We start from the raw sequence: 15,766 nt of genomic DNA, 5'->3' as shown, positions 1-15,766 counted from the left end.
CTGAGGAGTCAGCAGATGTACTTAGAAGATGTGTTTGTGTATTTGGATTGTCGGTGGAGCTTACCCTTTAACCGCCCCTGAAGTTAGTCCCCCTACAATATACTTTTGCCCAATGAGGAACACAATCAACACAGGCAATGACGTGAGCACGATATCGGCACTAACCAGATTCCACTGGGCACTGAATTGTCCAAAGAAGTTATATACAGCCAGCGTCATCGGCCACATCTCCACTGTATTCAGCATATAGAGTGGGGCAGTAAACTCATTCCAGACACTCAGGAAATTAAGAACAAATACCGTTACCAGCACCGAGGTTAACAAAGGTACAATGATTCTCAGGAACAGCTTGATCCCATTACATCCGTCCATGATCGCGGCTTCATCCAGCTCCTTCGGGATGTTAGACACAAACGCATACGTAATGAACAGCGAGATCGGAATCCCCATGGCCGTGTAGAGCAGAATCATGCCGACATGTGAATTGATCATACCCATGGACTTCATGACTTCCATCAACGGAATGTAGTTGAGCGGCAGTGTGATACCAAGAATCAGGAAGAAGTACAGAAACTTGCTGAGCTTCGAATGGTTGCGTGATAACGTGAAGGCTGAGAAGGCCACAACAAACACCAGTAGCAGAGAAGAAGCACCGGAATGCAGCAGACTGTTAAAAAAAGAACCGCCCAAGTGTCCCTGTTCATAGACAATTTTGTAATTTTCGAAAATAAACTTCTCGGGCAGCGTCAGTTTTAGCACTTTGGCCTCGGCGTCCGACTTGAATGAATTCAGTACAATGACCACAAAAGGAATCAGGACCACCAGGCTAAGCAGCCAGGCGAGTACATTTAACCCGATGGAAGCCAATCTTTTTCTCAATCGCATGTTAGTATTCCACCTTTCGGTTCATCAAACGAATGATGAAAAAGGAGATAATCGCCATGATGACAAACAGAATGGTAGATAGTGCACTTCCGAGTCCCCAATAACCTTTGGCAAAAGAGGAATAGACAGCCGTGTTAATCACATCTGTCGCGTTACCGGGGCCACCGTTGGTTAGCACGTATACGGCATCGAATACTCTCAGCCCGTATGTAATATTAAGCACCGTAGCAATGGTAATGGTAGGCATCAGCATCGGAATCGTGATCCGGAACAGCTTTTGCCCAAACCCGGCGCCGTCAATGGACGCTGCCTCGTAATAATCGCGGGGGATGGCGAGCAGTCCGGCGATGAACAGCACCATGATGTACCCCATGCCTTTCCACGTGTCCACTGCCATGATGGAAGGCATGGCCCAGGTCAGGGAACCCAGCCAATTCTGGGCAAGAACGTCCAGTCCTAATGAACGCAGGGTTACGTTAACGAACCCGTTGTTGGGGTCGAGCAGACTTTTGAACACAAGCCCAACAATCAGAAACGACAGCACCTGCGGGGAGAAAATGATCATCCGGTGCAGATTCGCGGCTTTTACACCGCTGACCAGCAGCAGGGCCAGGAACAAGCCGAGAACCGTCTTGGCGATGGATGTAACCAGGGTGAAGAGGACTGTGTTTTTGATAAAAAGCAGATAGGTTGGATCACCCGCCAGAATAGTGCGGAAATGCTCCAGACCGATAAAGTTCTTCTCCGAACTATAGCTGTTCCAATCGGTGAAGGAGTAATAGATGCCCAACAGGGCGGGAGCGACAATGAACAGCAGATATAATACAATCGCTCCAGATGAGAAATACCAGGGATAGATTTTGTTCGCATTCATAATCCGTAACACCTTTCCTTCCTGCCAAAATACACAAGCGGGCAAATTCCCGCTGCATGTAACGCTATTCAGCGTTTATGTTTATCTGAAAGATAGGCTGTTATTGCCACGCTTCATCCTTCAACACTTTGGCTTGTTCAGCCCGGCGTTTATCGATATTCTGCAGAATCTGATCCGGTGTCATGGCTCCGGCGAACATACCTGATAAGTCCTTGCCAATATCCATCCATTGTGGATCAATATATTTCACAGCGGCCTGCATGACCGTACCTTTTTCATGATTTTTTTCATAATCAATATAATCCTGTGTCAGCTTCGGTTCGATTTCGGGCCAGCAGATCGTCAGGTTACCTTCACCTTCATCGAACACACGTTGCAGATGATCATGCTCTGTAATCCAGCGGAAGAATTTCAGCACTTCTTCAGGATGTTTACTGTTTTTGTTACCAAACATGGCAGCTGAACCGCCGGGATTCACACCAATCGTCTGATTATCTCCCCACGGCATGACGAAGAACCCCATATTGTCTTTCATTGCCGGATACGCTTCGGAAACTTCCTTTTCCGTCCCTGGAACCCGCAGCAACATAGCAGCTTTTTCCTGACCAAACGCTTCAATTCCCGCTTCTACCGTATTGGACAAGAAGTCTTTGCCGAAATAACCGAGATCCGCAAATTCTTTTAACTGTTCAATGACCGTCTTGAGTTGCGTCATATCTGCGACTTTCATCTCATTGTTATTTAATTTCTCGTAGGTTCCCGCTGTTGTTTGCTCATAGTTAGGTCCCGTTTCGAACAAAGGCAGAACCTGATACCACCCGCTGGCAGGTGCCTGATAGAAAGGAATAATGTCTTTATCCTTAATTTTCTGGCTGATCGCCTTGAATTCGGCATAGGATGTAGGAGGCTCTATGCCGAGCTCTTGGAAGATACGTTTGTTATAGTACACATACCAGATTTTCGTTGGCGCAAAAGAAACCCCATACACCTTGTCATTGTGACTGACGGTTGGCAAAATCTCTTCAGACATCCGACCTGTGAATTCCTCATTGGTCAGGTCAATGGCATTTTCCTCTGGTCTTACGTTAGCCGGCATGCTCAGTGGGTCCACATCAACATTGAAAATGTCAGGTGCTTCGCCAGAGGCTAGCTTCACCTTGATCAGGTCACGCCACTGTGCGTCAGGTACGACCTGAAAATCAATTTTGACACCGGTCTCCTGTTCATATTCCTTGGCCATCGTCTGCATGATGCCTGTACGCGGAATACCGGATTGGCTTGTTCCAAACGTGAGCGTCACCTTACCAGAACCTTCCGTACTTTTACCTGAGTTGCACCCGGCAAGCAGCAGAGTGGATAGCAGGAGCACACTTGCAAGCGAAAATAGAAATCGTTTTCTCATCATTAAACCTCCCGGAATATAAAGAAAATTGTCACTTGCCGAAACGCTTAATGTAAGCGTATTCTTATGTGGATAACTTTACTGTGAACAAGGGATGTGCTCAATAGACAAAAGCGTTCTGTTGGGTGGACATTTTCGATGGGTGTAACCAATATCATCATAGGACGAGGTGTGTGGGGATTGCGGTATCGATTTGGAACGCTTCAGCAAAGTCTGTTTGCCTATTACTCTGCGGTATTTATTATCTTTTCGCTCATTGTGGCGGGGCTTCTGTATGTTTTTCTTGCAAGTGACATTCGTCATCGAAGTGAAGAACAGCAGAGACAACTGGGGGTATCCATCGTCAGTAACCTGGATCAGGAAGTGGTGAAAATGAACAACTTCTCCATGAATATTGTGTATTCCAATCTGGTCAAAGAACACTTCAGTCACTACTTGGCACCAGCAGAAGGCAGTGAGCAGACAATGACGAGTGATCCGGCATTGTATAAGGATACAACCACACTAATTGATGTCATTCTCGCGATCATTAGCAGCTCCAATACAGCCAAACAGGCCAATATCTATGATGTAAATGGCAAGATGCTGGGAGCGGGTGCATTCAACGGTCAACTGTCTGTGGATCTGACTAAGCGACCGTGGTACAAGGAAACCTGGGAGCGGAGCGGCTGGCGGGTGATTCAACTGTTAGAGGGGGGAGCTTTGCCCATGCCAACAGGTGAGGGGAAATCAGATCAATCCTACATTTCCCTTACTCGGGTGTACAAAGATGGCAACTATGTCAGCCAGGGTGTTGTTGAGATTTTGCAGGATGCCGGAACCCTGTTCCAGCATTTGAATGATTTACAGGCGAGTAACGATGATCTTCGGATCTATGTAGTGGATGAACAAAATACACGGTTGTATCCACTTTCTTCGGTTGATGATGCTTCTCAAGCTAGCCACTTCGATGATGTGGACTTGATTCAGAATCTTTCATTTCCACCGGATACGATGCAGGAGATCACCGATCCTTTGAGTCAGTCCAAACAAATGATGACGTACATGACGTCACAGGAGACGGGATGGACCGTTATTGTCATGCAGTCCAAACAGTCCCTTTTCGCCAGTCTCAACCGGATGGCTGTGATGTTTATCGGTGCCACGCTAGCTACTCTCATGCTGATTCTGGTTCTCTCGTATCTGATTTCCAAACGGGTCACTTTGCCGCTGCATCGTTTGCAGCGCATTATTCAGAAAACGGGTGAGAATGATCTGTTATCGGGACAGGAATCCGGTCAGTTGTTCAAACTGGAGCATCCCGGTTCTATCCGGGAGATGGATGAGCTGAATGATACGTTTATCCGGCTGAATCAACAGCTTGTGCAGTCTTTTCAGGACAGGCTGGCGATGAAATCTCAGGAGACAGAAGCAAGATTACTGGCTCTGCAATCCCAGATGAACCCGCATTTTCTCTATAACAACATCACAAATATCAGCATCATGGCGGAAGAAGGCATGAATGAGCAGATTGTTGCGTTCTGCGCCAATATTGCTTCTATGCTGCGTTATATTTCTACTCCGGGAAAGAATGGGGTTCCACTGTCCCAAGAACTGGATTATTGTGAGCGATATCTGGAGTGTATGAAGATTAGGTTCGAGGATGATCTGCACTACGAGTTTCATATTCCGGAAGAAATGCAGCTTATTCAGGTTCCGATGCTGATGGTACAACCACTCCTCGAAAATGCCATGAAATATGGACTGGGTGATACCCCTCCATGGAAACTGAATATTACTGGAGATATGGATGCGGTACAGCAGACCTGGCAGATTCACGTGGAAGACAACGGGCCTGGCATGGAACCAGAAGCACTTGCCAAGATCATGCATTACATCGAACAATCACAGGAGTGGGAGCGTATGCCTGACCTTGAAATTAACGGAATGGGACTCAAGAATATATGGGTCCGATTGAAATTATGGTATGGCACGGCAGCCCACATGCTGATTACAAACAAGCCTTCCGGCGGTGTCCAGATTACCATAGGTGGTTCCATTCGAAAGGAGCATGACTGAACCCATGACAATCAAATATAGAACGATTATTGTGGAAGATGAAGCCCTGATTCGCCGGAATGTCTCACGCAAATTCAGAGAGTTGGACACCCGGTTCGAGGTGATTGGTGAGGCGCGGAACGGTCAGGAAGCGTTACAGCTCATTGAACATTCCGTACCTGATCTGGTTGTAACGGATATACAGATGCCGGTAATGAATGGACTGGAACTCGCCAAACATCTGTATTTTGCCTATCCGCATGTGAAAATTGTCATTCTGAGCGGTTATCATGAATTCGAATATGCACGGCAGGCGATCAGTTACAAGGTGGAGGATTATCTGCTCAAACCATTATCGGAAGAACAGCTTCGTACACTGCTGGATGCGATGGAATTGAAGCTTGGGAGCGCTGTGGATTCGCTTGCCCATGTCAGTGCCGTGCTGGATGAACAGGTGAAGCCGGAGGATATCGCAGAGGCCGTTAAGTTGTATTTGAAGCAGAATTACATGCATGAGATTACACTTCAGGACATGGCGGGACAGATGCATTTTAGTGTGGACTATCTGGGAAAGTGTTTTAAAAAAGTAACAGGGGAGACTCCGCTGAAATATATGACAGGCCTGCGGATTAATGAAGCGAAGCGCATGCTCGTTACTCACGAGAATATGGATATCAAGACCATTGGTGGAGCGGTAGGGTATAGTGATTCCCACTATTTCAGCCGGATTTTCAAAAACAAAACGGGCATGTACCCTAGTGAGTACAGACTGCAATTGCAGGAACGAAAAAAAGCCCTGTCCATGGATGATGAAGACCATGTTGACTTGAGCTGATTTAGAGGGCCAGAGCTTCTTCGGTTATTTTGCGAATATCAAACGGGGAGCGAATACCTTCTTCAATCATGTCGGGGAGAATCTGTTCCAGGAAATACTGCACACAGTGGAGGTCGATATTTTTGATTTTCACCAAGGCATAACGGTACATGACGATAAATTCTTTCTCCGTATTGCCACGTTGGAGTTCGGCAAAGGCTTCGTATACCTGATCCATCTTGTCTGCGACTTCGAGAATCAGTCCTTCGACTGATTGGTCTTTGCCCTCACGCAGTTGTCTGCGGAAAATAGGCTGGAACTCTTCAGGAATATTTTCATTAATAAAATGTTCAACCATGCCTTCTTCCACCTTTTGCAGCATCGATCGCAACTCCAGTGAATAATGTTTGACTGGTGTTTTGATATCACCGATGAAGATTTCGCCATAATCATGACTGCTGGTGATTTCGTATAACTTCTTCCAATCAATGGTGACTCCATGCTGCTCCTCAATATCTGCAAGTGTTTTGGCGTACTGTACCACTTTCCAGGAATGAGCGGATACGCTGTGTTCTTCGAATTTGAATTTGCCAGGTGTACGAATAATACGTTCAAGATCATTCAGTGACCTGAAGTACGTATGGATTCCCATATAAGCGATCATCCTTTGCTGATTGAGTAGTATAAGTGTGAGTATCCATCGACTATACGCCAGTTATGTCAACTGTGGATTAACGCGGATAGCGACGAAGGTAAAAGACGAGAGGATGAATGGGAAACGTACGAGAGAGTACGCAGGTTATCAACAAACAATAAAAAACCACGATGTGTGATTGAACGTGAGTTCAGCATCCATCGTGGCTTTAGTGTGTAGATGTTGTGTTACCTAGTGCTACATAAGTTCAGTTGAATCAAAAATTATGATTTTTTACGTACCGGTGAAGTATACCAGTAAGCCATTCCGACAAAGAGGGCACCGCCGATGATATTACCAAGCGTCACCGGGATCATGTTATGAAACCAGCCTGCCAGAGTAATGGTATCCGGGTGGTTTGGCAGCAGCCAGGACAAGGACAGCAAAGTCATATTGGCAACACTGTGCTCATATCCACTTGCAATAAAGGCGTACAGACACCACCAGATGAGAGCAATTTTGGCGATATCCTCTTTTGTGCGAGCAGCCATCCAGATCGCCAGACAGACGAGCCAGTTACAGAGAATGCCGCGGAAGAACAACTCCGATACGGGAGCGGCCATCTTTTTGGCAGAAGCGACAAATAAAAGATGTTCGGGCGCAGCCGTTTTGAACAGGCCGCTGCCTACAATAAGCAGGCTGAGCAGGATCGCACCTAGCAGGTTGCCGAGGAAGACGAGTCCCCAGTTTTTCAGTGTATCTTTGACTGTGGTCCGGCCTGCGAGCGTGCTCATGGTGAAAAACATGTTGTTGCCTGTAAATAGTTCCGATCCGGCAAAGATGACAAGCGTGAGAGCGAGTCCGAAGGACATGCCCATTAACATGGTTTGCAGTGGTGACTGTGCCGCAAGGAGCGGGGCACCAATACTAAAGATCAGTACGATGCCAAGCCCTACATAGGCACCCGCCATTAAGGCGGCAACCATGTAGCGTGAAAGATTTGAGTTCATCTGATCCCGTTTTTTAACCGCAGCTTCAATAATTCCCTCAACACTTGGTGTATACATCACGGTTTCCCCCATTATTTTGCATCAATCTTTGAACGTTATGACTGGAGCTATATCTCAATCCAGACCTGGCCGTTCTCTACCTTTACCGGATACATCTGCACTTGCCCATTGTCCGGTGCTTGCACAACACCGGTAGTCAGGTCAATTTTCCAATCATACAGAGGATCGTACAGATAATGCCCGGACACGATGCCTTCTGCCAGCGGCCCACCCTTGGGGTGGGGGGTGTGGTTATCCGCAGCGAAGATGGTGCCATCCGATGCACGAAAGACAGCAAGCTGATGGTCCAGAATTTCAACTACTCTTCCGATTCGTGGCAGGAATTCTTCAACTACTCCGGCGGGGAAGTAGATGCCTGATTGTTTTGTCGTCATCTTAAACCACTCCTTATCTATTTAACATTCTCCAGTATTAATCCTGCAAGCTTGCTTATGGACGAGCCGATACTTCGATTCCATGGAACATTTTGCTTTCGCCTTCCTCATTGCGAATCGCTTTTTGCCAAGGTTCTTCAACGTGCTCAAGTGCAAATTCAATCCGCTGCATCAACGCTTTGCGTTCCTCCAGGTTATCCACGACAACCGAACGAATATGCTCCAGACCCATGCGTTCCACCCACTCGGAAGTCCGTTCCAGATAGTTACCTGTCTCGCGGTAATATTGCATGATGGCTCCGCACAGTTCGATCAACTCTTCATCTGTTTTCACTTTGCACAGGGAATCAGCAAGCCTTGCTTTGATACCTCCGTTACCACCGATGAAGATTTCCCAGCCTCCGTCGTTACCAACGATACCGATATCTTTGGTACATGCCTCAGCACAGTTCCGTGGACAACCGTTGACGGCATATTTAAACTTGGCTGGCAGATCCAGACGTTCGAATTTACGTTCGATGCGAGCGCCCATGGCCATGGAATCCTGTGTACCGAATCGGCAGAATTGGGAGCCGACACATGTTTTGACCGTACGCAGCGATTTGGCGTATGCATAACCTGAAGGCATATCCAGTTCAGCCCAGACTTTAGTCAGATCTTCTTTTTTAACACCAATCAAGTCGAGACGCTGACCGCCAGTAACTTTGACTGCTTTCACATCATATTTGACTGAAACGTCAGCGATGCGTTTGAGGTCTGCTGGAGTAGTCACCCCGCCGTACATCCGAGGTACAACCGTATACGTTCCATCCTTTTGAATATTTGCATTCATCCGTTCGTTAACAAAACGGGATTCTTTCTCATCTTCGTGTGTGTCTGGTGCAATCATGCCAAGGTAGTAGTTGATCGCCGGACGACATTTGGAACAACCTTCAGGTTGACTCCAACCCAGTACATTCATGACCTCTTTGGTCGTTTGTAATCCTTTTTCACGAATCTCGGCTACAATCTCATCCCGTCCCATGGAAGTACATCCGCAGATGCCCTGTTTGGCTCCAGTACTGAAACTGTCACCAAGTACATATTGCAGAATCTGTTCCACAACTGGTTTACATCCACCGCAAGAGCGGGTTGCACCTGTACAGGCTTTGATCTCATCTACGCTGGTTAGTCCTTGATTGGTAATGACATCAACAATCGTTCCTTTGGTTACACCGTTACAGCCACAGACAATCTCGTCTTCAGCCATCGTTTCTACAGAGGTGGTTTTCTTATGACCGCCGCAGCCTGTACCCATGAGTGAACCATACAATTCTTCGGTCATTTCGGCCTGTTGTTTGATCAGTTTCTGCAATTCGGCAGAATCCGTAATGTCACCGAAGAGAACGGCACCAACCATTTTATTATCGCGGAGCAGAATTTTTTTGTAAGTCCGTTTCCAGTCGTCTTTGTGCGAAATTACGGTGTGCTCAGGACTGTCAATGAATTCACCAGTTGAAAATACGTCCACACCTGAAATTTTCAATTTCGTGGATACTACAGAACCTTCATACGGAGCTGTCTCAACACCGCAGATATGTTTCGCGAGAATCATGCCTTGCTCGAACAATGGGGCAACGAGGCCGTAACATACCCCGCGGTGCTCTGTACATTCCCCGACCGAATACACATTCTCAAGTGAAGTCTGCATATAGTCATTCACGACAATCCCACGGTTCACTTCCATACCGCTTTCGCGGGCTACAGCCGTATTGGGTTTAATGCCTACAGCCATGACCACAAAATCAACATTCAGAACCGTATCATCTGCAAAACGAATCCCTTCAACGCGTTCGCCGCCCAGCAGTTCGGAAGTCTGTGCACCCATCTTGAAGCGGATACCCTGACGTTCCAGTTCTGCCTTCAACATGGCTGAAGCTTGCGGATCAAGCTGACGCTCCATCAGATCTTCCATCAGATGAACTACGGTAACTTCCATGCCGAGTTGTACCAACCCTTTGGCAGCTTCAAGACCAAGCAATCCGCCTCCGATAACGGCCGCTCTTTTATACTGCTTAGCAGCTTCCAGCATGACATTACAATCGGCGATATCGCGGAAACCGACAACACCTTCTTTGTCATGTCCAGGTACGGGGAGAATAAAGGAGTTAGAGCCTGTTGCAATGATGATTTTGTCGTAAGGAACGCGAGTTCCATCTTCAGTTACAACTTCATGTGTCTCGGCATCGATTCGTGTAACCGTTGTGCCTGTGTGCAATGTAATGCCGTAATCTTCATACCAGTGAAGGTCGTTCAGCACGATATCGTCCAGCGTTTTGCTTCCTTCCAGTACGTACGACAACATAATGCGGTTGTAGTTAGGATAGGGCTCGGTGCCAAAAACGGTAATATCAAATCGCGTAGTTAATTTCAGAATTTGTTCAACAGTACTGATTCCTGCCATACCGTTACCAATGATGATGAGGTTCTCTTTTTTTCCGTTCATGTGTGTATGCCTCCTTGAATAGACGCTGTACATTACTCAAAATTTTAGTGGTTTATATTTGAAATTATACAAGTAGTTGACGACAGTTTATGTGATTTAATTCACTAATAAAGATAGTTCAGTCAACTATTCGTTGGTGTGATCCCGGTCACAGATTTTTATATATATTTCCAGAACGACATATATACATATCCAAATGGATATTATACAGGCTGATTAATCAAGGCATATACTACGAGGCATAACGACGCGTCGATATGATCTTTTCAAAATTTGGTATTTTTTTTGCTAACACGAAACACACTACTAGGGCTTAATGAAGTTTCAGAAGTGAAGATGGGGACGTGAATTCTCATTGAGTTGACATGGCTGAAAGGAGATCACCTATGGGTGTAAAAAGAATGGACGATACCTCACCGGCTGCAACCCAGCCGGAGATTATTAAAGCGGTTGCAGTAACTGCTGTGATGATGCAGCTGATCCTGTCGGTTCTCTTAAAGCAGTTTCCCGATGTATCTCACAGAATAGAGATTGGCATGTTGTACAATCTGGCGAAGTTCTCGGCACCTGCCTTTATTTTTGCCATTTTGTATGATGTGGCACAGCTGCGAGACGTAAAGTATGGACACTATGTATGGCATAAAGCCAAAGAGATCATCGGGCCTTATCTCTTCTGGACTACCGTATATATATTAACGGTGAATGCAGGCGGATATGAGCAGGTGGGGGATGTTGTACAAGCCTTTCTGCTGGGAACGGCAGCCCCGCATTTGTGGTATACGGTCATGATGTTCCAATATCATTTGCTCATTCCGCTGGTGACTGCACTGGTTCTGCTCATGATTCGGAATCGAAAAAAAGCAGCTGTGTCATGGGTGGTATCCATCATCGTGTATGCCATTCTGATTCTGCTCTATGACCGATATGTTCTGCTGGATCTTTTGCATCCCGATCTGGTCTACACGGATCGAATCTTTGCCATGTATGGACTATTTGCATTGCTGGGAATGGGTACATCCATATATAAGGAAGCTTGCCTTGTCTGGTTGGACAAAATGAAGTGGGCGCTGCTGCCCATCGGTGTGCTGTTGTTTATTTGGGTGAACCGGGAACTATTTGCGTATGGATTTGAGGATATGAATTTGTTGAAATCTTCGTATCTGAAACCGTCGATGGTGCTGTTTAACATGGCGCTCATCTTGCTCCTGTACGCTGGTGCAACGGGACTGATTCGTATGAATGTCCGATTTCTACCTACTTTTCGCTGGATTGCCAAATACGCCTTTCGGGCATATCTCGCCAGTTATTTTGCACTGAATCTGACGATCTGGATGATGGGCAGTTATGTGAAGGAGATGCCGCTCGGCATCAGCATCGTGTTTTTGCTGATTTGCACTGCGATTCTAGCCTTCACGATGGTGTATTACATTGAGAAATTGTGCAAGGCAGTGATGCGACTTCTCAGAGCGAGGAATCACCAGGGACATCAGCCAGCGCCAGCTCACGGAAATAAGCGACCGTAAACTCGCGAAAAATCAGACAAGCTTTGGACAGGTAATGATCTTCCAACCAGGAAATCCCAATCGTTCGTTCGCATACAGGCTGTTCAATCCGAATCAATCGTACATGTTCACCCACAGATCCATCCCAGGATACCGCGGGAACAAGTGCAATACCAAGTCCAGCGCGAATGAGTCCACGTACGGTTGCCGGATCATCACTTTCGAAAATACGTTTTGGATTGAAACCGGCAATCCGGCACAGGCTGTCGGTTCGTTCACGAAGGTCGTTCCCTGCACGTAGCGTGACAAAGTGTTCCTCGGCTGCATCTTCCAGTCGGATGGATGTTTTCCCGGCGAGCTTGTGGTCAGCGGGCACAGCCAGGAACAGTTCCTCTGTCAGAAGAGGCAAGCTCTCCACTCGGGGAATCTGCAAGGGCAGCGAAGAGATACAGAGATCAAACCTCGGAGGATCAGAAGGACCAAAATGCTGGATTAACGTAAATGTGATATCCGGGTATTGTTGTCTGAATCGGGATAACAGGTCGGGCACCACGTGAGAGCCTACAGGGAATGCAAGACGGATATCGCCTGCCTGACCAGATGACATATCCGCAAGTTCCCGTTTTCCATTTTCGAGTGCTTCAAGAGATTGCTCGGCATATTTCAGAAATACACGACCATAATTGTTCAGCCGGATGAACTTTCCTGTTCGATCAAATAATTCGGTTCCCAATTCCTGTTCCAGCATTTTCAACGTTTTGCTCAAAGCTGGCTGGGAGACGTGCAGTTCTTCTGCCGCTCGTGTGATGTGCTCCAGCCGGGCGATTTTGCAAAAATAACGAAGTTGAAGTAAATCCATGCCAATCACCATCCATATCAATTTGGTTATGTATATATGTGTAACTATATATTATACATTATTAATGTGTGGAGTAAAATAAAACCTGTACCGCATGTGAATGAACGAATTTCAGATTGAATTAGAGAACATGATAATGAAACCAAATGGCAGATGAACATTAAATCATAGTTAAGGGAGGCTGGTCAGAGATGAGTACGACCAAACAGCAGCAACAGCCCTTGGGCCCATCAAGCTGGACGACCAGAAGAGATGAGAAACATAACAGAATGCAGAAGGTAGAGTCTTTACTCAAGGGAAAGGTACTGCCGACAGAGCAAATTGTAAATGCACTTGAGTTGCTCATCCGACCGGGTGATCGTGTTGTACTGGAAGGAAATAATCAGAAACAGGCCAGTTTTTTGTCTGCTGCACTGGTTCAGGTCGATCCGGAGAAGGTCAATCAGTTACACATGATTATGTCGAGTATTTCACGTCCGGATCATCTGGACATCTTTGAAAAAAAGATCGCTTCCAAGCTTGACTTTTCCTATTCGGGTTCACAAAGTCTCCGCATGTCGCAGATGATTGAGGATAACAGTATCGAGATTGGCTCGATTCACACCTATTTGGAGTTATATGGTCGACTGTTCATTGATTTGATTCCAAATGTTGTGCTCGTGGCGGCGGATAAAGCAGACCGTCAGGGGAACCTGTACACCGGAGCCAATACGGAGGAAACGCCAACCATTATCGAAGCAGCAGCCTTCCGTAACGGAATCGTCATCGTGCAAGTGAATGAACTGGTGGATGAGGTTCCAAGGGTAGATATTCCTGGCGCATGGGTAGATCTGGTTGTTGAATCGGATCGGCCGTATCAGTTGGAAGCTCTGTTTACACGGGACCCGCGCCAGATCAAAGAGACTCATATTCTCATGGGCATGATGGCGATCAAAGGTATATACGCCAAACATAATGTTCAATCTTTGAACCACGGCATTGGGTTTAATACAGCGGCAATTGAATTATTGCTTCCGACTTACGGGGAGTCACTTGGACTGCGCGGCAAAATATGCAAACACTGGGCGCTGAATCCCCATCCCACATTAATTCCGGCAATTGAGAGTGGCTGGATTGAAAGTATCCATTCTTTTGGCGGCGAGGTAGGGATGGAGAAGTATACAGCGGCTCGTCCGGACGTATTTTTCACAGGGCCTGATGGTTCCATGCGTTCTAACCGTGCACTCTGCCAAGTGGCAGGTCAGTATGCCGTAGATATGTTTATTGGTTCAACATTACAAATCGATCCCGAGGGCAACTCATCAACGGTGACCTCCGGTCGTCTCAGTGGATTTGGCGGCGCGCCCAATATGGGACATGATCCACATGGACGCAGACATGATACCGAAGCCTGGCTGAACATGATGAATGGAGATGGTCCGCTGGTTCGGGGTAAAAAATTGGTTGTACAGATGGTGGAAACATTCCAGAACGGAGAGCGGCCAACCTTTGTAGATTCCCTGGATGCCATTCATGTCGGTCAAGAAGCCCATCTGCCCATTGCACCTGTCATGATCTATAGTGAGGATGTGACACATGTAGTGACGGAAGAGGGAATTGCCTATCTGTACAAGGCACAGAACATCGAAGAACGCAAACTTGCACTCGCGGCGGTTGCCGGTGTTACTCCGCTCGGACAGGCTCATGATGCAAGCTTGAATGAACGTCTGATCAGTGATGGACTGATTGCGTTTCCGGAACAACTGGACATTCGCCGCACGGATGCCAAACGGTCGCTTCTGGCGGCCAAAAGTGTCGAGGAGTTGGTGGAATGGTCCGGTGGACTGTACAATCCGCCATCCAAGTTCCGCAGTTGGTAAGCCCTAAGAGGAATACACCTGTCTCTATGTGGCAGGACTTGAAGCCGATGAAGCTAGCTTGGGCCAGTTCGGCAGCACAGAGATGCGGCGTGCTGCTCGGTGAACTGGCCGTGCAGGCGTTGATTGATGAGGCGGAGTTGACGCCAAAACCGGGGCTTGTAGATCTGCGTGACAATGGCGCACATACAGATCTGAACGTGGAGCTGATGCGCCGCTCGGCACGGGCGCTGCGGCCTGCCTTTACAGCGATGGGTGAGGCAGGATGGGCACAGCCTGCGGATCAATCGCTGCGTGAACGCCTGGCTGCGATTGGGCGTGACGGCGAAGCCAGTATGCTCGCAGCCACAGGCGGAACCAACACACATCGCGGAGCTGTGTGGGCACTTGGGTTGCTCACCGGCGCTGCCGCGGTGAGTTGGCCCGGTCAGGGCGCGGCTGAGATTGCAGCCGTCGCCGGGGCGCTTGCCCGGCTGCCCGACCGGCATGCTCCGCAGCAGCGGACGTCGAACGGGCAGCGTGTGCAGCGCCGCTACGGCGCACGCGGCGCGCGGGAAGAAGCCGAAGCTGGCTTCCCGCACGTCGTGGACATCGGGCTGCCAGCGCTACGCGCAGCCCGGAGTGCAGGGCGCACAGAGACGCAGGCGCGTCTGGATGCGCTCCTGGCCATCATGGCAAGTCTCGAAGATACTTGCCTGCTGCACCGCGGCGGGCACGAAGCCCTCGCCGCCGCAAGAAGCGGTGCCGCCACTGTGCTTTCGCTGGGAGGCAGCGGCACCGCGGAAGGCATGGCTGCCCTGGAGCAACTGGGCAGCCGCCTTGTCGGGATTGGCGCTTCCCCTGGCGGAAGCGCGGACTTGCTGGCTGCGGTCTTGTTTCTCGACCGCATAGATCAGAGTTCGTCAACCGAGCTTGGTGCATGTCCGCTCGCAACGAGTCAGTTATAACAGAAACAATTTGGAGGTGCAGGACAC

At 48.0% G+C, this 15,766-nt stretch carries 13 protein-coding genes; 5 read left to right on the top strand and 8 right to left on the bottom strand.

The features are described 5' to 3' along the window. Positions 1-60: 60 nt before the first annotated feature. The 3 genes from MKY87_RS07080 to MKY87_RS07070 form a co-directional block, all read right to left on the bottom strand. Entirely contained in the window at positions 61-885 is an 825-nt protein-coding gene (locus tag MKY87_RS07080; protein WP_017687163.1) for a carbohydrate ABC transporter permease, read from the bottom strand. A gap of 1 nt (position 886) precedes the next feature. Beyond that, on the bottom strand, positions 887-1,759 hold the full coding sequence (locus tag MKY87_RS07075; RefSeq protein ID WP_091028318.1) for a carbohydrate ABC transporter permease: 873 nt from the start codon (positions 1,757-1,759) through the stop codon (positions 887-889). 100 nt (positions 1,760-1,859) lie between these two features. Further along, positions 1,860-3,164 (bottom strand): ABC transporter substrate-binding protein, encoded by a 1,305-nt coding sequence (locus MKY87_RS07070; RefSeq protein ID WP_340963513.1) that lies wholly within the window; start codon positions 3,162-3,164, stop codon positions 1,860-1,862. Between the two features lie 135 nt (positions 3,165-3,299). Here MKY87_RS07070 and MKY87_RS07065 point away from each other — a divergent pair, with 135 nt between their 5' ends. Both MKY87_RS07065 and MKY87_RS07060 read left to right on the top strand, forming a co-directional pair. Beyond that, the gene (locus tag MKY87_RS07065; RefSeq protein ID WP_340963511.1) at positions 3,300-5,219 is read left to right on the top strand and encodes a sensor histidine kinase; all 1,920 of its coding nucleotides are present in this window, start codon (positions 3,300-3,302) and stop codon (positions 5,217-5,219) included. A 4-nt stretch (positions 5,220-5,223) separates the two neighbouring features. Beyond that, positions 5,224-6,033 (top strand): response regulator transcription factor, encoded by an 810-nt coding sequence (locus MKY87_RS07060; protein WP_338588041.1) that lies wholly within the window; start codon positions 5,224-5,226, stop codon positions 6,031-6,033. Position 6,034: 1 nt separating this feature from the next. Here the strand turns inward: MKY87_RS07060 and MKY87_RS07055 are convergent, their stop codons facing one another. From MKY87_RS07055 to nirB, 4 genes are all read right to left on the bottom strand, one after another. Further along, a complete protein-coding gene (locus MKY87_RS07055; protein WP_338588040.1) occupies positions 6,035-6,664 on the bottom strand; it encodes a YfbR-like 5'-deoxynucleotidase in 630 nt (209 codons plus the stop codon). Between the two features lie 266 nt (positions 6,665-6,930). Then, a complete protein-coding gene (locus tag MKY87_RS07050; RefSeq protein WP_338588039.1) occupies positions 6,931-7,713 on the bottom strand; it encodes a formate/nitrite transporter family protein in 783 nt (260 codons plus the stop codon). 50 nt (positions 7,714-7,763) lie between these two features. Further along, positions 7,764-8,090, bottom strand: a complete 327-nt coding sequence (nirD, locus tag MKY87_RS07045; protein ID WP_340963509.1) for a nitrite reductase small subunit NirD — start codon at positions 8,088-8,090, stop codon at positions 7,764-7,766. A gap of 55 nt (positions 8,091-8,145) precedes the next feature. Beyond that, entirely contained in the window at positions 8,146-10,575 is a 2,430-nt protein-coding gene (gene nirB, locus MKY87_RS07040; RefSeq protein WP_340963506.1) for a nitrite reductase large subunit NirB, read from the bottom strand. A 365-nt stretch (positions 10,576-10,940) separates the two neighbouring features. Here nirB and MKY87_RS07035 point away from each other — a divergent pair, with 365 nt between their 5' ends. Beyond that, complete coding sequence (locus MKY87_RS07035) at positions 10,941-12,098, top strand: acyltransferase (protein ID WP_340963503.1); 1,158 nt, start codon at positions 10,941-10,943, stop codon at positions 12,096-12,098. Here the strand turns inward: MKY87_RS07035 and MKY87_RS07030 are convergent. Continuing rightward, on the bottom strand, positions 12,037-12,936 hold the full coding sequence (locus MKY87_RS07030) for a LysR family transcriptional regulator (RefSeq protein ID WP_340963501.1): 900 nt from the start codon (positions 12,934-12,936) through the stop codon (positions 12,037-12,039). The genes MKY87_RS07035 and MKY87_RS07030 overlap by 62 nt on opposite strands. Positions 12,937-13,127: 191 nt before the next feature. Between MKY87_RS07030 and mdcA the strand changes: the two genes are divergently transcribed. After that, the gene (gene mdcA, locus MKY87_RS07025; protein WP_340963498.1) at positions 13,128-14,795 is read left to right on the top strand and encodes a malonate decarboxylase subunit alpha; all 1,668 of its coding nucleotides are present in this window, start codon (positions 13,128-13,130) and stop codon (positions 14,793-14,795) included. Between the two features lie 89 nt (positions 14,796-14,884). Next, positions 14,885-15,739: a triphosphoribosyl-dephospho-CoA synthase gene (locus MKY87_RS07020; protein WP_340963497.1), complete on the top strand. Its 855-nt coding sequence runs from the start codon at positions 14,885-14,887 to the stop codon at positions 15,737-15,739. Positions 15,740-15,766 lie beyond the last annotated feature (27 nt).

Origin of the sequence: Paenibacillus sp. FSL R7-0198 (genome assembly GCF_038000415.1) — a bacterium.
Classification (GTDB): Bacteria; Bacillota; Bacilli; order Paenibacillales; family Paenibacillaceae; genus Paenibacillus.
This window is presented reverse-complemented; position numbering and strand designations above follow the sequence as displayed.